Raw genomic sequence first — 16,494 nt, 5'->3', positions numbered from 1 at the left:
TCGCGAATGAATTCGCTCCCACGAAGATGGCCGTGAGTTCACATCAATACGAGCCTTCTGCAACCCGAACGTCTGGCTGACGCTCAGCCTGATTCCAGGCATCGTGCAGTGTTTGCAGGACATCGCTCATGAACTGCTTGTCGGCGGCTGCTTTTTTACCGACCCAGCCGTGACCACGACGGTACATCGACAACCGGGCGCGCAGGTTCGGATGGCGATGAACAAACTCTTCTTCAGGTACGCCTGATGCAAGAGGGTCAATACGCACCTCGCCCTCTTCGCAGACCCACAATATGTGGTTATCGAGGCTGTCTTTACGCGCTGCAAACAGCTCGGCAAGTTCATTAATCGTTGGTTGGTTATTCAAGTTCATGTGTAACTCCTTGACCGCTCGTCATCTGATTAATTAGTCAGCTCAAACACATCATCAAATCGGCCAATGGGTTCATGTCGCTGCAGATAAACGAAACACAGCATTCGTTCATACGTCTGCAGAGTCGGCCCTTGACTAGATGCATGTAGCCTTGATGAAAAGCCGCTACAGAGCAGCGTCACAACGAGAGGAGAGTTAGCGAATATCCGAGACCAACAGCGACTCTGACAGCAGTCAGCCACAAGCCTCATGAGGACGTATCGCCAGCACCTTCACGTCAAATAACGCTCATGCCAGGTCAGCTTCATCAATCTGCCTTGTGGGCAGCACACATCCGGGAACATCACGACGGCTCGTCGTGCATGTCAAGAACACCCTTTCCAGTTCTCCCGATCAGGGAGACAGCTGCATAATGCAAGTCGAAACGGCATGCGTCAATGATTATGTAGTGATTATTTTAGAGCACTACATATTTCTGATTCTGACCGACCGGTCACCGAAACGTGCCGGTCTGTCAGGCTTCGCGGGGATTTGTCTCCAGCATCAAGTCGACTTTCTCGAGCAAGGCACCTAGCTTGAAAGGTTTGATGATCATGTCCATGCCCTGCCCCAGGAAGCTTTGCCGGTTAACGGCATTCTCTGCGTACCCGGTCATGAACAGCACCGGCAGGCACGGTCGCCAGGCTCTGGCGCGATCCGCCAACTCGCGGCCATTCATATGTGGCAAACCGACGTCTGTGAGCAGCAGGTCGATCGATGGATCGTTTTCCAGTATCGAAAGCGCCGTAGCAACGTCCGATGCCTGGGTGCAGCGGTAACCTGTATCGATCAATAACTCGTTGACGAACATTCGCACCGAAGCTGTGTCTTCCACGATGAGGATGTGTTGCCCTGCGCCCTCTCGTGGCGCGGCGGCGGGTGGCAGCTCGACCGGCACGGAGTCGACTCCGGCAGGCAGCATCAGGGTGACTTCAGTCCCGTGCCCCGCAACACTACGGATCACGACATCGCCCCGCGACTGCCGGGCAAAACCGTAAATCGTTGAGAGCCCCAGCCCCGTGCCTTCACCAATAGGTTTGGTGGTGAAGAACGGGTCGAATACTTTATCGATGACGCTGTGTTCGATGCCAATCCCGTCGTCTTTAACGGATAGCGCGAGGTACGGACCGTCCGCCAGCCTCGCGTCGCCCTTGGAATGAGCAGCGAAAGTGGTCACACGGATCGTGCCGCCCTTAGGCAATGCGTCGCGGGCATTGATGACCAGATTCAGCAAAGCACTTTCCAACTGGCTGGAATCCACCAGCGCGATGGCCGACTGCGAAGTAAGGTCCAGTGTCAGCGCTATGCGTTTGCCGATGGTGCGCCGTAGCAAGTCTTCCAGGGACCGGATGTGTTGGTTGATATCGATCGGCCGGGCGTCCAGTGGCTGCTGACGGGCAAATGCCAGCAGGCGGTGAGTCAATGCAGCGGCACTTGACGCCGACGCCAGCGCTGCCTCGGCGTAACGCATGATTTTCTCGGGACGGTTTTCCTGGGTGCGCTTCTTGATCAACTCGATGCCGGTAATGATCCCGGTCAGCAAATTGTTGAAGTCGTGGGCGATGCCGCCGGTCAACTTGCCAATCGCATCCATTTTTTGCGCCTGAAGCAACTGCGCCTCAGTGCGCGCCCGTTCGGCAACCTCGTGGGCAAGCCGGGTGTTGACGTTGTCGAGTTGCTTGAGGTGTGACTGCTCTCGCTGCCGGTGCTCTGTCACGTCCTCGATAAACACCAGGCTCAACTGCGGCGTGCGATAAGGCGATATCTGCCACTCGGTCTCACGCAGCTCGCCTCTGACCAGCATGCGCAATGTGCCTTGCCAGCGTTCGCCCGCCAGCAAGCCAGCGCGCAGTTCCTGAATAATCTCATCCTGACCGTCAGCCAGGGAGCCGAGCATTGTTGGCTGTGCCACGCTTTGCTGAATCAGCAGTGCGAAGGCGTGGTTGCATTCATGAACCTTGAGCTGTGCATCCATGACTGCAATGGGCGCAGAAATGTTGACGAAGATTTCCCGGAAGCGCGCCTCACTTTCGCGCAAGGCGTATTCGGTGTCTCGTACCCGCAGCAAGGTGCGTAATGTAGCCAACAGCACATCCGGGTCTACCGGGTGCACCAGATACGCATCAGCCCCGGCCTCCAGCCCGGTAACAATGTCCGCGGTCTGAATAGACGCAGCAGAGACATGCACCACCGGCAGCAAAGCAGTACGTGGCTCGGAGCGCAGCAGTCTGACAATGTCAAAACCGCTCATGTCCGGCAGGTTCACATCAAGGATCAATGCATCAGGAACCTGTGCAGCGATCAGCTCCAGGCCCTCGGTGCCGGTGCCCGCTTCCGAAACGATGAAGTCGTGACGCTCCATGCGCCGACGCAACGCGTAACGCGTGGCGGCGTTGTCATCGACGATCAGTAACCGCAGCTCACGTTTCATCGGGGTGCCCTGCCGCAATGGCCAGCGGAATGATGACGAAGAATGTTGACCCCAGGCCCGGCTCGCTCTCAAGCCCTACCCGCCCGCCAAGCAACTCAGCGAAACGTTTGCATATAGACAAGCCAAGGCCCGTTCCACGCAGCCGTTTCTGCAAGGGCGAATCGATCTGGGAGAAGTCTTCGAAAAGCGCGCCGTGCATTTCCTGAGGAATGCCTACGCCGGTGTCACTTACCGCGAAGCGTATTTCGTTCTCGCCTTCCAGCCGGGCCGAAACCCGCACCTCGCCACGCTGAGTGAACTTGAGGGAGTTGGAAACGAAATTGCGCAGAATCTGTGCAAGCTTTTTATCGTCGGTGTACAGGCGTGGCAGGCCCACTGGTTCTTCGAAAATGAGGTCAACAGACGAGGCGTTCACGATTGGTCGAAACATCCCGCGTAACGCCGAGAACAAGTCGAACATGTCGAACCAGGCGGGGGAAATCGAGATGCGTCCGGCTTCAATCTTGGCCAGGTCCAGCAAGTCATCGACCATATCGCTCAACTCACGGGCCGCGCCACTGACGAATGCAACTTGCTTGTGTTGCTCTTCACTCAACGGCCCGTCGATTTCGTCCTTGAGCAAGCTGGTGATACTCAGAATCGAGCCCAACGGGGTACGGAACTCATGACTCATGTATGAGAGGAAGCGGCTCTTCAAGTCAGAGGCCTGACGCAATTCATCTGCCTGATTGTCGAGCTCGGCATACAACGCGAGTACACCCTGATTGGTTTCTTCAAGCTCGGCACGCAAGGCATCCGCCTCAGCGCGCAGTTGCTGTAGCTCAAGGGACTGATCGGTAACAGTCGAATCAGGCATTGAACGCCTCCAGGGTAATGACCAAAACAGTGACATCGTCGCGACCGCGGCAAAAATCGCGATGCAGCACAGCAGCGATAATCGCTGGATGCCGATAGATCAGACCCGGATAGTCACGCAGGTTCCAACGAGATTGCAGGCCATCGCTGAACATCACCAGCAACTGCCCTTGCGCGCCCGCATGCTCGAACGCCTGAGCCTTTCGGAACTGCAGACCGACGATGCCCGGATGCGATACCAACCCTCGGGTTTTATCACCCTCAATCAGAGTTGCGCCGATATTGCCGATTCCCACAAAACGCAGCCCACCACTACCCGCGTCGAACTGAACGACTGCCGCCGCGCCGCCACGCGTGCCCCTCATGGCGTGGTGCATATCGTCAAAAATCTGCTCGGCCGAATCGAAAGGCCGCCGCTGAAACTCCACTTCACCCGCCCGAGCGGCGACCTCAGCGTCTTCGCCATGACCCAGGCCATCCACCACCAGCACGCTGATCCGCTGCCCTTCCATTGCCAACGACCAGACGTCGCCGCAGGCAGGATCATCATGCAGTGAATGCTGGCTGATACCGATGCGCAGGTCCCGGACCTTGTCTTTGCGTCGATAAAACCGGGTCAGAACCACTGCGCCACGGGCATCCGCATGGACATCAAAGACGTCCGCCTGTCGCGCCATTGCGCCCAGGCCTATACCTTGCGTGCCGCCGGTCGAAAAACCATCGCGCAGACAATCATGCAGGTCGAAACCCGGGCCGCGATCCACCGCAATAATCTCGATGCCAGACAGTGCAGGTGAATCGAACACCCGCAGGTGTAACTCACCACGCCCGACATGCTTGAGGATGTTGCTGGCCAGTTCCGTTGCCACCAACGCCACACGTCCGGCATCCACCTCATCGAACGCAAGTGCTTGCGCCAATTGCTGAGCGGTTCGTCTGGCGTGCCCTACCTGGCTGGAGTCTTCGATCAACAAAACCTGCGTCAGGGTGCTGCGCAGATTCAAGTCCATCGGGTAATCGTTATGCGAGTACCGGCACCGGGCGCGGTGTCCAGTTCAAACTCTTCCACCAGGCGTTTGGCGCCCGTCAGACCAAGCCCCATGCCATTGCCGGAAGTCCAGCCATCGGTCATCGCCAGTTTCAGATCAGGGATACCCGGACCTTCGTCGCGGAAGGTGATCCGCAAGCCGGTGCGCAGGCCATCTTCGATAATCTGCCAGTCCATGTCGCCGCCGCCACCGTAAACCATGGTATTACGGGCCAACTCACTGACGGCGGTAACCATCTTGGTCAGATCGATCAAGCGCATGCCGCACTCCTGAGCCAGCTTGCGAGCCGTCTGGCGTGCAAGTACGACATCCTGTTCGATCAGCACCGGTTGCGTGCCGCTGCTACGCACGGTCATTGCGCGTCAACTCGCTCTTGTAACAGTCTCATACCGCGCTCCACGTTCAACGCGGTGCTTACACCCGGCAAGGTCATGCCCAGTTCAACCAGCGTGATCGCCACAGCGGGTTGCATACCCACCAGCACGGTCTCGGCATCCATGATCCGCGACAGGCCGGAAATGGTGCCGATCATGCGCCCGACGAACGAATCGACGATGTCGAGCGCTGAGATGTCGATCAATACACCCCGTGCAGAGGTTTTGCTGATGCGCTCGGACAGGTCGTCCTGCAGGGTCAGCGCAAGCTGATCGTGCATGTCGACCTGAATAGTGACGAGCAGATAAGCACCCATCTGCAAAATAGGAATACGTTCCATGAACTTATACCGCCTTGGTGACGGTCAGCCCCAGGCGCTTCAGCGACAGAGCCAGCGCATCGGCGAGATTAGCCTTGGTCACGACGCCTTGCAGGTCCAGACCCAGGTGCACGATGGTTTGTGCAATTTGTGGGCGCACGCCACTGATGATGCAGTCAGCGCCCATCAAACGGATAGCAGTAACGGTTTTCAGCAGGTGCTGGGCGACCAGCGTGTCAACGGTTGGCACGCCGGTGATGTCGATGATGGCAATTTCCGAACCGGTATCGACGATGCGCTGCAACAGGGACTCCATGACCACCTGAGTCCGCTGCGAATCCAGGGTGCCGATCATTGGCAAAGCCAGTACGCCGTCCCATAGTTTGACGACCGGGGTCGACAGCTCCAGCAACTCTTCCTGCTGACGCTTGATCACGCTCTCACGCGACTTCTGGAAGGTGCGAATAGTGTGCATGGCCAGCGCATCAAGCAACTCGGAAAGCTCCAGCAACTGTTCGGCATACATCACCGGATCTGCGTGGTATTCACGCTGCAGCAAAGCAAACAAAGGCCCTTTGAAGGAAAAAATAAAACTGGCGGTCTGCTGTGAGTCCTGACCGATCAGGGCGCGGCTTTGAGAAAGCTTTTCGAGGAACTGGCGAATTTCGTCCCAGTCACTGCCTGCCAGTGATTGGTGACGGCCCTTCTCAGCCACAGAAACAACCAGGTGGAAGAAATCTGCCATCTGTTGTTTCAGGTCATCATCCTTGATGTTGCGAGTGGCGCCGTTTGCTTCCAGTGCTGCAACCCATGCGGCTGTCAACTCGGACTGAGACTTCTTGATCGCTTCAACGGTCTGCTGCTGCACTGCTGCCATATTGTTTGAACTCCTGACCGATGTCGGCAAACCTGATCACTCAGGCATGCAATATAAAGATGAAAAAGGGGGGCGAGGCTCGCCATGCGGCGATTCTCTACCATTTGCCTTGAAATGCAAGCGGCCGATAATGGCACATTGGTTAATGCTCGTCGTCAAGGTGTAAAGACGCCGATTTTCGAGGAAAAACAACCGTAAATCGGTTTTATGATGTCAAAAGCATCCATTCGAGTGTAAGCACTATAAGCCTCATCCAACCTCGCCAAATACGTCGACAATCTGATCAATCACCGCCCTGACCCGCGCGGTATGCCGCAAATCTTCGTGAGTCACCAGCCAGACGTCATAGGTTTCCTGTCGTTGTCGGTCAGGCCACAGCCGGGTCAGCCCGTCCCGCTCACCCAGGCACACCGGGATTTCGCCGATGCCGATTCCTGCAGCGATTGAATGTCGCATCATCAAGCCCGAATTAACGGTTGCAACCAGACGCCCATGGGTGACCGGCTCAGAAACGATAGTCGCTTCACGGCCACTTTCCAGATAGGGCTGAAACATGATCACGTCGTGCCCGGCAAAGGCTGCACCTTGTTCAGGTGAGCCGCGACGTTGCGCATATTCCGCCGAAGCGAACAGCCCCACCGGCCAGCGCGCGATGCACCGGGCAATGAGGTCAGGGTTTTCCGGCTTGACGTTTCTGATCGCAATGTCGGCTTCGCGCCTGGACAGGCTGAGCATTTGAATAGAAGCATCAAGCCGGACTTTCACATCAGGGTGCTGCCGATGCAGGTTGGCGATGGCGGGAATCAGAAAGTCGATGGCTAACGAATCGGTAGAGGTGATGCGCACCTCTCCCTTCAGTCGATCATCAAGCCCCTGAACCTGACGCTGAAGCTCCAGTGCCGAACGCTCCATTTTTTCCGCCGAGCGAAACACCGCCTCCCCCGCGGCTGTCAGCACGTAGCCTTCCGAAGTCCGTAAAAATACCGTGGTGCCCAGCGCTTTCTCCAGCGCCGCAATTCTGCGCCCGACAGTGGCCTGATCCACATTCAGCACGCGCGCCGCGCCGCGCAACGTGGACTTCCTGCACACAGCCAGAAAGATTCGTGTGTCGTCCCAATTCAAAAACGCCTCCGCGATGCATTTTTGCATCTTAGCCAAGAGAATTAACTGCAATATTGCATCAATCATCGCCGTTACTATGGACGCAGCCAAGCACTTTGCAGTGCTCACTTTAATTTCCAGAATTCATGGGAAAGGACATTCCACCATGCACACCACCACTGACACCCTTGCACCCCGGCGCAATAGCGTCTGGCTGCATATTCTTGCGGGCCTTAGCGCCAGCCTGGTCAGCATTGGCCTGGCGCGATTTGCCTATACGCCGTTGATTCCTTCGTTGATTCACGCCCAGTGGTTCTCCGCATCGGATGTGATTTATCTCAGCGCAGCCAATCTGATCGGTTATCTGATCGGCGCGCTGACCGGCCGCCCTATTGCCGCGCGACTGTCCAACGGGCATTCACTGCGGCTGATGATGCTGATTGCCACCGCCTCGTTCTTTGCGTGCGCTTACCCGCTGTCCCTCGCCTGGTTCTTCAGTTGGCGCTTGCTGTCCGGTATCGCGGGCGGCGCAATCATGGTGGTTGTGGCCGCAACCGTGATTCCTCACGTGCCCGTCGCTCGCCGGGGGCTGGCCAGCGGCGCAATCTTTATCGGCGTCGGCCTCGGCATCGCCGGTTCCGGCACGCTGGTACCGTTCCTTTTGTCGCTGGGCTTGCGCGATGCCTGGATTGGTCTGGGCCTGGTTTCCCTCGCACTGACCGCAATCAGCTGGTTCGGCTGGCCATCGGTAAGTGCTACCGCAGCAGCGTCGGCCTCAAACCCGGAGCCCCATCAAACGCAGCACAGCCGCATGGATCCAGGGATCTACCTGTTGTTCGGCCAATACGCGCTGATGGCCATCGGTCTGGTACCAGCGATGGTATTTCTGGTGGATTACGTGACGCGGGGGCTTGGTCTTACTGCGCACGCCGGTGCAGTGATCTGGGTCATGTACGGCGTCGGGGCGATTCTGGGGCCAGTGGTCTATGGCTTTCTGGCGGACCGTCTGGGCGCGCGCACCTCAATTCGTGTGGTGTTGGCAGTACAGGCAGTGGCTGTCGCGTTGTTGTGCAGCACCAGCAGTTTCGCCCTGCTCGCGCTGCTGGCGATCATCATTGGTTCGTTCCCGCCCGGCATCGTGCCACTGGCGCTGGGCCGGATCCACGAGCTGGTACCTCGCCACGACCAGCAGCAAGTAGCCTGGAGCCGTGCGACCGTTTCCTTTGCGACGTTTCAAGCGCTGGGCGGTTATGGGTATTCAGTGATTTTCAACGCCAACGACGGCCACCACGTCATGTTGTTCGTGATCGCCGCGTCGGCTATTGCGGTGGCTTTAGTGGCTGATTTTGTTGCTGCTTTGATTGCTCGAAATTAAACCACTTACCGGATGTGAAATGTGCTCCCCTTGTGGGAGCTGAGCTTGCTCGCGATGAGCGACGACATCCCATGCCTGCCCCATCAAGGGCTGAGTCCTGAGCAAGCCTCGTACACAGGCTGCGGATGCACCGCCCCCATCGCGAATAAATTCGCTCCTACCGGGGTTTGCGTTTGCAGGCCAACACAGAATTTCCCCCAAGGTAATCGCATTTCAGGCAACGTCAAAAAGCCTTGATCACCTGCCGCTGCTGCCCAAGCCCTTCGACACCCAGCGTCACCACATCGCCGGGTTTGAGAAACAGCGGCTCAGGCTTGTGGCCCAGCCCGACCCCGGCGGGGGTACCGGTGCAGATCAGGTCGCCGGGCTCCAGCTCGATAAACTGCGACACATAGCTCACGACAGTCGCCACATCGAAAATCTGGTTAGCCGTGTTGCCGTCCTGATGGCGCGTGCCGTTAACGTCCAGCCACAATGCCAGCTTGCCGGAATCAGCCACTTCATCCGTGGTTACCAGCCAAGGGCCAACAGGCGCAAAGCCTGGGAAGCTCTTGCCTTTGGTCCACTGCCCGCCCCGCTCCATCTGATAACTGCGCTCAGAAAAGTCATTCACCACGCAGTAACCGGCGATGTGCTTCAAGGCGTCAGCTTTGTCGATGTACAACCCTTGAGTACCGATGACGATACCCAGTTCGACTTCCCAGTCGGCCTTCACCGAGCCGATCGGCAAGCGAATATCGTCGTTGGCGCCGGTAGGATGACAAGCCTTGAGGAACATCACCGGTTCGGCAGGGATCGGCAAATTGGTTTCAGCGGCGTGATCGGTGTAATTGAGCCCGATGCAGATCACCCGCCCGCCCTTACTGACGGGTGGGCCAACACGCACATCGACAGCAACCAACGGCAGCGACGCGCTATTGATCGCGCTCAAACGCGACAGGCTTTCGCTGGAAAGTGCAGCGCCGTCGATGTCATCGAGGTGAGCAGAGAGGTCACGAATATCACCGTTGGAGTCGATCAGACCCGGTTTTTCAGCACCCGGCAAACCAAAACGAACCAGCTTCATAGGGGTATTCCTTGTCAGTAGATAGGCGCAAGCACACTGTAATCTCAAGGTGTCAATGGCTGGGCGCTGCTGGCGATGGCGGGCCTGCGCACAAGGACCACCAGCAAAATCGCAAACAGGCTCAACAATGCGAGTGCCGCACAGCCTACATCAATCGCCAGATCCAGGCCCCAGCGTGTCGCGGCCCTGCCCAGCGACATCGCCACCACGCCCTGCATCAGATACGCCACCAAAAACAACGCAGACAAAGTGCCTGCCCGATGATGAGCCGGTGCATGGGCGTTGATCAGATTCAGGCCGCCCATGAACAGCAGGCTATAGCCAACACCACTGCTCGCGCTCGATAACAGGAAGACCAGCAGAGCATGGTCGGAGGTTGCGAGGATCAGCAACAACATGCCCATGCAGGCGAATGCACCACCAATGATGATCGCGATATGGGCAGACAAGCGCCGCGCGACAATACCGGTCGCGCCAGTAACAATCGCAAACACCGAAATAGCGGCGCCGTTGACCAATGCATTGCTGGAACCGATCAGGTCGTGGGCAATCTGCGACCCTAACGAGAGCATCGTTGCCCCCAGTGAGTAGCCGCTGAGCACAGCGGTGACTGCCACCAGAAACACCCTGCGCAGCGGTTTATGGATGCTCGGCAAGCGCGGCTTCCAGGCCTGCCTGCTTTCTGCGCGTGTATGCCGGGGCAGGAACCAGGTACCGAACAGCGTTGCAATCAACACCAGCACTAACAGCAGGAAACTCAAGCGGGTCGGCAGCGGCGCGTACTGAATCAACGCGCCGCTGAGGATCAACGCTGAGGCCAACCCCAATGCCTGCGCTGCGGTGGTAATCGAACCGGCCTGTTTAGCCTGCCCCGGCGCACTGAACTCCACCACCGCAGCGGCTGAAGGCCCGGCAGACAGTCCGACGCCGACACCCATGAACGCCCGCCCGATCAGTAGCCAGGTCACGTCGGGTGCGACAGCGAATAGCAACACGCCCAGCAGTGATGACCCTAACCCCAGCAGCATCGCAGCCCGCCGTCCGATGTAGTCAGACAAATCACCGAGCACGATCAGTGTCGCCACCACAGCGATGGGGAACACTGCGAAGATCAGCGTCGTGACGGTCGGTGTCAGCGACCATTCCCGGGCATACAGCGGGTAGGTCATGGCAGGCGCCGCACTGGTCCACAACGTGTGCATGACCACCGCAGCAGCCACCCAGAAAGAACCCCGGCGACCCAGCGTGTAATGTCGAAAATTCATGGGGCAGCCTCAATGATCAATGCGCTTATAAAACAACGAATAGCATCGAGCGGGATTGTTTGGCCGTGCTTATTAAGCAACAGACAATGAATCCGGGGCAGCGCTCGAATTGACAGGGGGAAGACGGTATTTCTGACGGCCCATGCACAGAGATTGTATGGATCCCACGCCATCACCCATCTGCTCAGCTCCCACATAGACCGCGCTATCCCGCAGGACCGGCTTCAGCCGAAGAGGTCCGTACGGTCCGTCTTCATCGTCAGTGATGCCGCCTTGGCGGCTGAAGCCGGTTCCGTGTCATTGTTTCACTGCGGGAGACCGCATTTACCGCACAAAAAAAGGCGCCCCACCGAGGTGGGGCGCCTTTTTGACCCGCCGAACTTACTTGGCAGTCAGTGCTGTGTAGCTGTTCATCAGGTTGCGGTAGTTAGGAATGCGTGGCGACAGCAGGTTCGCCAGGCCTTCCATATCGTTACGCCAGTCAACCTGCAGCTCGCACGCTACGGAGAACCAGTTCACCAGTTGCGCACCGGCAGCCGTCATGCGGGCCCAGGCAGCCTGTTGCACGGTTTCGTTGAAAGTGCCCGACGCGTCAGTCACGACAAACACTTCAAAACCTTCAGCCAGCGCCGACAAGGTCGGAAAAGCGACACATACGTCGGTCACAACACCGGCGATGATCAGTTGCTTGCGGCCGGTGGCTTTCACTGCCTTGACGAAGTCTTCGTTATCCCAGGCGTTGATCTGGCCTGGACGCGGAATGTACGGCGCGTCCGGGAACAGCTCTTTCAACTCAGGAACCATAGGGCCGTTCGGACCGTTTTCAAAGCTGGTGGTCAGAATGGTCGGCAGCTTGAAGAACTTGGCCAGATCAGCCAGTGCCAGCACGTTGTTCTTGAACTCGTTAGGCTGGAAATCCTGCACCAGCGAGATCAGACCAGTCTGGTGGTCGACCAGCAAAACAACCGCGTCGTCTTTGTTCAAGCGTTTCCAAGGGGTAGCAGTACTCATGGGATAACTCCTTCAGGTTTCAGAATGTCAGCGTTGCCGTAATGGCTATTGATCAGAATGCGAAACATGAACAGCCGAATGCGCCCCAGAAACCCTGGAAGTCGCTGACCGGTACGCTGGACATACGCGCGCGCTCATGGCTGTGGGAATGCACGACACAAGGGCCGCTGCATTGGTGAACCTGCGCCACCAGCGGCGAATTCGGGCGCCAGTGACCTGGCACTTTGACTACCGGCGACCAGTCCGGCAGGACCGGGACCTGAGGCGGCGCGAGTTTTTCGAAGTCGCCGCTGCCGTACACCACCTTGCCGTCAACCACTGTCAGCACCGATTCGATCCACTTGATCGACTCTTCTTCAACGCTGAAGTAATCTGCCGACAGGGCCACCAGGTCAGCCAGTTGGCCGACTTTGATCATGCCCTTCTTGCCTTGCTCGGAAGAGAACCAGGCGCTGCCGTGAGTGAACAGCTCCAGCGCGGTGTCACGTGACAGGCCTTCTGGATACAGCTCAAGCCCGCCAACCGTACGACCGCTGACCATCCAGTACAGGGACGTCCATGGGTTGTAGCTGGAGACTCGCGTGGCGTCGGTACCGGCACCGACCGGAACGCCCTCGGCCAGCATGCGCTTGATCGGCGGCGTGTGTTCGGCCGCCTTTGAACCGTAACGCTCGACGAAGTACTCGCCCTGGAAAGCCATCCGGTCCTGAATCGCGATACCGCCATTCAGCGCACGAACGCGCTCAATGTTTTTCGGCGTGATGGTTTCGCAATGGTCGAAGAACCACGGCAGATTGTTGAACGGGATCTCGCGGTTGACCTTCTCGAATACGTCGAGCATCCGCGAAATGGATTCGTCATAGGTGGCGTGCAGGCGGAACGGCCAGCGATTCTCCACCAGGTGACGGACCACGGGTTCCAGATCCTGCTCCATACCCGGTGGCAGATCAGGGCGTGGCTCCAGGAAGTCTTCGAAGTCTGCGGCCGAGAACGCAAGCATTTCACCGGCGCCGTTGTGACGCAGGAAGTCATCACCCTGATGCAACTTGACCGAACTGGTCCAGTTCTTGAAGTCAGCCAGTTCTTCTTTCGGCTTCTGGGTGAACAGGTTGTAGGCAATGCGCACCGTCAAATGCTTCTCACGGGCCAACTGCTCAATGACGGCGTAATCATCCGGGTAGTTCTGGAAACCACCGCCCGCATCGATCGCACTGGTGACGCCCAGACGATTGAGTTCACGCATGAACTGCCGCGTCGAGTTGACCTGATACTCAAGCGGCAGCTTCGGCCCTTTGGCCAGTGTCGAGTACAGAATCATCGCGTTGGGCTTGGCCACCAGCATGCCGGTCGGATCGCCATTGGAGTCGCGAACGATTTCGCCACCCGGCGGGTTTGGCGTATTGCGGGTGTAGCCAGCCACACGTAGTGCGGCACGGTTGAGCAAAGCACGGTCGTAGAGGTGCAGGACGAAAACCGGGGTATCCGGTGCTGCCTGATTGAGTTCTTCCAGGGTCGGCATGCGTTTTTCAGCAAACTGGAATTCGTTCCAGCCGCCAACTACACGCACCCACTGCGGGGTCGGTGTACGGTCAGCCTGATCCTTGAGCATGCGCAACGCGTCCGCCAGTGACGGCACGCCTTCCCAGCGCAGTTCGAGGTTGTAGTTCAACCCGCCACGAATCAAGTGCAGGTGGGAGTCATTGAGGCCCGGGATAACAGTGCGTTTTTGCAGGTCGATGACCTGAGTCGCACTGCCCCGCAGCGCCATGACTTCAGCATCGGTACCAACCGCCACGAAGCGGCCACCGCTGATGGCGACGGCGCTGGCCTTGGGTTTTTCACGATCGACAGTATGCAGTTGGCCGTTATAGAGAATCAGTTCGACGTTCATTGCAGTTCCTTCGACAGAGTATTGAGAGGCACCGGCATAGCCAGCGAAGGGGAAAGAGGGAAAGATCGCTGCAGCAGCGCTGAGCAACGTGCTTTTGGCCAGAAAGCGGCGGCGTTCCTGATCGGGGTCTTTATCGTCATTGCTCATCGCATCACTCCATGGGAGGCTGTTTCTGCGCGGCGTTCAGCCAAGGTGCAAACAGCCGGGTTGCGGCGGGCATCATCACGTAGCAAACCAGCAAGACGATGGTCACCGTGACCAATGCGGTGCTCACCACGTAGTTGGCGAGCAGCGGACTCAAAGCGAAAACCGGGCCCCAGATCAATGGGATCAACAGCGTCAGCGGACAGATGACCAGAAAGGTCACGCAGGCTTGTTTCCAGCGCGGCGGCTGCGGCGCGGACGCTTCGGACGCCGGCGTAAACCAGAACTCGTTGTGCGGATTGACTTCAGTCTGGTCGCCATCGGCGAGCATCGGATGGGCTTCTTTGACCAACTGGCTGCGCTCGTCAGAATCCAGCCAGCGCTGCATGGCATCGGTCGAATGAAAGCGTAGTACGCAGGTAAACAAATGCAGGCCACCCGAGTTGCTGCGGATCACGTCGACGCCCAAATGGCCTGGGTATCCGGATGCGATCCCGACAATGCGGCGCAACCACGCTTCGTAATCAGCTTCCATACCCGCGCGAATGCGGTGCTTGATCACCAGCGTCACAACCTCATTGAATGCTGGCTGGTTGACCACGACCGCTTCCTGGGCCAGAGAGTTTGAATCAGGCATAACGAACCACTCCGTTGAAACGTGCGTTAAGCGCGAGCCGTCCTGGCCCGGCGATAAACACAGAGGTAAAAATGATCAGTAGCAACCAGCCGAACTGACCCTGCTCCAGCGTCCACTCCGGGTGGACCACGATGAGGGCAACCAGCAACAAGAACAGAATGGGCAGGCAGGCAAGACGCACAAAGATCCCCGCCGCGATCAGCAGCGGGCACAGGACTTCGGCAAAGATCGCGAGAATCAGGGTCAACTGCGCGCCCATATGGAACGGGTCTTCGATAAGCGTCAGTTGGTTGTTGAAATCGAGCAGCTTGGGCAGGCCATGCACGGCCAGGAGAAAAGCAGCGCCGGTGATCCTGAGAAACAGCAGACCGAGGTCGCGGGCCCGGTTCTCAAGGGATAAATTTTCTAATGTCGAATCAATCATCACGCACCCACGAAATTGGGAAATGGCCAAGACAGCGGGTCTGCATGTACTGGCCAACTCTGGATTCGATAGTGCCGCGTTAAAGCTAAATGATAATTGAATGCTTGTGCTTTATTGGATCAGCCGTGCCCAAAAACACGGCCAGGGATGTTCGAGACAGCGACCCGCCATGTGGGAGCTGAGCTTGCTCGCGATGAGGCTGGACGCGATCTAACGTAAATCGCGTCCAGCCTCATCGCGAGCAAGCCCAGCTCCCACATAGACCGTCTCAACTCACGTCAGGGGTTTTGGACATGTGCTGACTGACGCGTGAGCGCAACCAGCGTTCAGCGGGATCATTGTCGTGCACCCCGCTCCAGACCATCGACAACTCGGCCGGGACAATCGGGAACGGCGGATCGTCAGCACGTAACGCGCAGCCTTCAACCAGAGCACAGGCAGCGTAATCCGGCACAGTAGCGATCAGTTCGGTCCCTGCCAGCAAGGCACGCAAGCCATTGAACTGCGGCACGCCCAGCACCACTTTGCGGGTGCGCCCTACTTTGGCCAGATCCAGATCGATGTTGCCGGACAGGTCCCCGGAGAACGACACCATTGCGTGAGGCCGTTCGCAGTACTCGTCGAGCGTCAGCGCACCTGGGCGAGAATCTCCACGCAGCACCTTGCAATCGATGTCGCGTAACTTCTTGCGTTTGGCATTGGCGGGCAAATCGGTGGTATAGCTGACGCCCACCGAGATCTCTCCCGACGCGAGCAATGCGGGCATCAACAGGTAGTTGGCGCGCCGAACCACCACGATGATGCCAGGCGCTTCTTCCCGCAGTTGATGCAGCAAAGGTGGCAGCAGACCAAACTCGGCGTCATCGGACAAGCCGATACGAAATACGTCACAACTGGTTGAAGGATCGAAATCCTTGGCGCGACTGACCGCACCGGAAATCGTATCCAGTGCTGGCTGGATTTCCTTGAGGATGTCCAGCGCCCGCACCGTCGGCTCCATTCCGCGGCCGCTACGCAATAGCAGCGGGTCGTCAAACAGATCGCGCAAACGAGACAACGCAGCACTGACGGCGGGCTGCCCCATGAACAGCTTTTCCGCGACCCGGGTCAGATTGCGCTCAAACATCAATGCTTCAAAAATCACCAACAGATTGAGATCGACTCGGCGCAGGTCATTGCGATTCATGGGAAAAGGTCCGGATCTGAGGAATGAAAATAGCCAAGGCTTACCTGATGGCAGGTAAGCACGGTTGTCGGCGTCC

Annotated in this window: 16 protein-coding genes; 1 reads left to right on the top strand and 15 read right to left on the bottom strand. The window is 57.9% G+C overall.

Going from position 1 to position 16,494, the window contains the following annotated elements; all coding sequences use genetic code 11:
- Window positions 1-43: 43 nt before the first annotated feature.
- The 8 genes from AUC61_RS17270 to AUC61_RS17235 form a co-directional block, all read right to left on the bottom strand.
- Window positions 44-373 carry a hypothetical protein gene (locus tag AUC61_RS17270; RefSeq protein ID WP_243247408.1) on the bottom strand — a complete coding sequence of 110 codons (330 nt, stop codon included), beginning with the start codon at window positions 371-373 and terminating at the stop codon, window positions 44-46.
- Window positions 374-887: 514 nt separating this feature from the next.
- Complete coding sequence (locus tag AUC61_RS17265; protein WP_243247407.1) at window positions 888-2,843, bottom strand: hybrid sensor histidine kinase/response regulator; 1,956 nt, start codon at window positions 2,841-2,843, stop codon at window positions 888-890.
- The gene (locus AUC61_RS17260; RefSeq protein ID WP_243247406.1) at window positions 2,833-3,699 is read right to left on the bottom strand and encodes a sensor histidine kinase; all 867 of its coding nucleotides are present in this window, start codon (window positions 3,697-3,699) and stop codon (window positions 2,833-2,835) included. Before AUC61_RS17260 ends, AUC61_RS17265 begins: the two co-directional genes overlap by 11 nt.
- The gene (locus AUC61_RS17255; protein WP_243247405.1) at window positions 3,692-4,708 is read right to left on the bottom strand and encodes an ATP-binding SpoIIE family protein phosphatase; all 1,017 of its coding nucleotides are present in this window, start codon (window positions 4,706-4,708) and stop codon (window positions 3,692-3,694) included. The genes AUC61_RS17260 and AUC61_RS17255 overlap by 8 nt, the downstream gene beginning before the upstream one ends.
- Window positions 4,699-5,103, bottom strand: a complete 405-nt coding sequence (locus tag AUC61_RS17250) for an anti-sigma regulatory factor (RefSeq protein WP_122662009.1) — start codon at window positions 5,101-5,103, stop codon at window positions 4,699-4,701. Before AUC61_RS17250 ends, AUC61_RS17255 begins: the two co-directional genes overlap by 10 nt.
- Window positions 5,100-5,462, bottom strand: coding sequence for an STAS domain-containing protein (locus AUC61_RS17245; RefSeq protein WP_243247404.1), 363 nt, complete (start codon window positions 5,460-5,462; stop codon window positions 5,100-5,102). The genes AUC61_RS17250 and AUC61_RS17245 overlap by 4 nt, the downstream gene beginning before the upstream one ends.
- Window positions 5,463-5,466: 4 nt before the next feature.
- Entirely contained in the window at window positions 5,467-6,318 is an 852-nt protein-coding gene (locus tag AUC61_RS17240) for an STAS domain-containing protein (RefSeq protein WP_243247403.1), read from the bottom strand.
- 249 nt (window positions 6,319-6,567) lie between these two features.
- Window positions 6,568-7,440, bottom strand: coding sequence for a LysR family transcriptional regulator (locus AUC61_RS17235; protein WP_243247402.1), 873 nt, complete (start codon window positions 7,438-7,440; stop codon window positions 6,568-6,570).
- A gap of 145 nt (window positions 7,441-7,585) precedes the next feature.
- Between AUC61_RS17235 and AUC61_RS17230 the strand changes: the two genes are divergently transcribed.
- Window positions 7,586-8,794 carry a YbfB/YjiJ family MFS transporter gene (locus AUC61_RS17230; protein ID WP_243247401.1) on the top strand — a complete coding sequence of 403 codons (1,209 nt, stop codon included), beginning with the start codon at window positions 7,586-7,588 and terminating at the stop codon, window positions 8,792-8,794.
- A 223-nt stretch (window positions 8,795-9,017) separates the two neighbouring features.
- Here AUC61_RS17230 and AUC61_RS17225 read toward each other — a convergent pair whose 3' ends face one another.
- From AUC61_RS17225 to AUC61_RS17195, 7 genes are all read right to left on the bottom strand, one after another.
- On the bottom strand, window positions 9,018-9,860 hold the full coding sequence (locus AUC61_RS17225; protein WP_243247400.1) for a fumarylacetoacetate hydrolase family protein: 843 nt from the start codon (window positions 9,858-9,860) through the stop codon (window positions 9,018-9,020).
- Between the two features lie 44 nt (window positions 9,861-9,904).
- Entirely contained in the window at window positions 9,905-11,125 is a 1,221-nt protein-coding gene (locus tag AUC61_RS17220) for an MFS transporter (RefSeq protein ID WP_243247399.1), read from the bottom strand.
- 381 nt (window positions 11,126-11,506) lie between these two features.
- Entirely contained in the window at window positions 11,507-12,136 is a 630-nt protein-coding gene (ycaC, locus tag AUC61_RS17215; RefSeq protein WP_122661995.1) for an isochorismate family cysteine hydrolase YcaC, read from the bottom strand.
- Window positions 12,137-12,188: 52 nt separating this feature from the next.
- Window positions 12,189-14,027, bottom strand: a complete 1,839-nt coding sequence (locus tag AUC61_RS17210; protein ID WP_122662126.1) for an amidohydrolase — start codon at window positions 14,025-14,027, stop codon at window positions 12,189-12,191.
- 151 nt (window positions 14,028-14,178) lie between these two features.
- A complete protein-coding gene (locus tag AUC61_RS17205) occupies window positions 14,179-14,808 on the bottom strand; it encodes an antibiotic biosynthesis monooxygenase (protein WP_243247398.1) in 630 nt (209 codons plus the stop codon).
- Window positions 14,801-15,232 (bottom strand): DoxX family protein, encoded by a 432-nt coding sequence (locus AUC61_RS17200; protein WP_243247397.1) that lies wholly within the window; start codon window positions 15,230-15,232, stop codon window positions 14,801-14,803. Before AUC61_RS17200 ends, AUC61_RS17205 begins: the two co-directional genes overlap by 8 nt.
- Before the next feature lie 268 nt (window positions 15,233-15,500).
- Entirely contained in the window at window positions 15,501-16,418 is a 918-nt protein-coding gene (locus AUC61_RS17195; RefSeq protein ID WP_243247396.1) for a LysR substrate-binding domain-containing protein, read from the bottom strand.
- Between the last annotated feature and the right edge of the window lie 76 nt (window positions 16,419-16,494).

The sequence above is a fragment of the Pseudomonas maioricensis genome, from assembly GCF_022790535.1.
In the GTDB taxonomy this organism is placed as follows: domain Bacteria; phylum Pseudomonadota; class Gammaproteobacteria; order Pseudomonadales; family Pseudomonadaceae; genus Aquipseudomonas; species Aquipseudomonas maioricensis.
This window is presented reverse-complemented; position numbering and strand designations above follow the sequence as displayed.

What these genes read in the sequence shown, in the direction of transcription:
- AUC61_RS17270 (WP_243247408.1), bottom strand. Translation starts at nt 373, where the DNA reads ATGAACTTGAATAACCAACCAACGATTAATGAACTTGCCGAGCTGTTT.
- AUC61_RS17265 (WP_243247407.1), bottom strand. Translation starts at nt 2,843, where the DNA reads ATGAAACGTGAGCTGCGGTTACTGATCGTCGATGACAACGCCGCCACG.
- AUC61_RS17260 (WP_243247406.1), bottom strand. Translation starts at nt 3,699, where the DNA reads ATGCCTGATTCGACTGTTACCGATCAGTCCCTTGAGCTACAGCAACTG.
- AUC61_RS17255 (WP_243247405.1), bottom strand. Translation starts at nt 4,708, where the DNA reads ATGGACTTGAATCTGCGCAGCACCCTGACGCAGGTTTTGTTGATCGAA.
- AUC61_RS17250 (WP_122662009.1), bottom strand. Translation starts at nt 5,103, where the DNA reads ATGACCGTGCGTAGCAGCGGCACGCAACCGGTGCTGATCGAACAGGAT.
- AUC61_RS17245 (WP_243247404.1), bottom strand. Translation starts at nt 5,462, where the DNA reads ATGGAACGTATTCCTATTTTGCAGATGGGTGCTTATCTGCTCGTCACT.
- AUC61_RS17240 (WP_243247403.1), bottom strand. Translation starts at nt 6,318, where the DNA reads ATGGCAGCAGTGCAGCAGCAGACCGTTGAAGCGATCAAGAAGTCTCAG.
- AUC61_RS17230 (WP_243247401.1), top strand. Translation starts at nt 7,586, where the DNA reads ATGCACACCACCACTGACACCCTTGCACCCCGGCGCAATAGCGTCTGG.
- AUC61_RS17225 (WP_243247400.1), bottom strand. Translation starts at nt 9,860, where the DNA reads ATGAAGCTGGTTCGTTTTGGTTTGCCGGGTGCTGAAAAACCGGGTCTG.
- AUC61_RS17220 (WP_243247399.1), bottom strand. Translation starts at nt 11,125, where the DNA reads ATGAATTTTCGACATTACACGCTGGGTCGCCGGGGTTCTTTCTGGGTG.
- ycaC (WP_122661995.1), bottom strand. Translation starts at nt 12,136, where the DNA reads ATGAGTACTGCTACCCCTTGGAAACGCTTGAACAAAGACGACGCGGTT.
- AUC61_RS17210 (WP_122662126.1), bottom strand. Translation starts at nt 14,027, where the DNA reads ATGAACGTCGAACTGATTCTCTATAACGGCCAACTGCATACTGTCGAT.
- AUC61_RS17205 (WP_243247398.1), bottom strand. Translation starts at nt 14,808, where the DNA reads ATGCCTGATTCAAACTCTCTGGCCCAGGAAGCGGTCGTGGTCAACCAG.
- AUC61_RS17200 (WP_243247397.1), bottom strand. Translation starts at nt 15,232, where the DNA reads ATGATTGATTCGACATTAGAAAATTTATCCCTTGAGAACCGGGCCCGC.
- AUC61_RS17195 (WP_243247396.1), bottom strand. Translation starts at nt 16,418, where the DNA reads ATGAATCGCAATGACCTGCGCCGAGTCGATCTCAATCTGTTGGTGATT.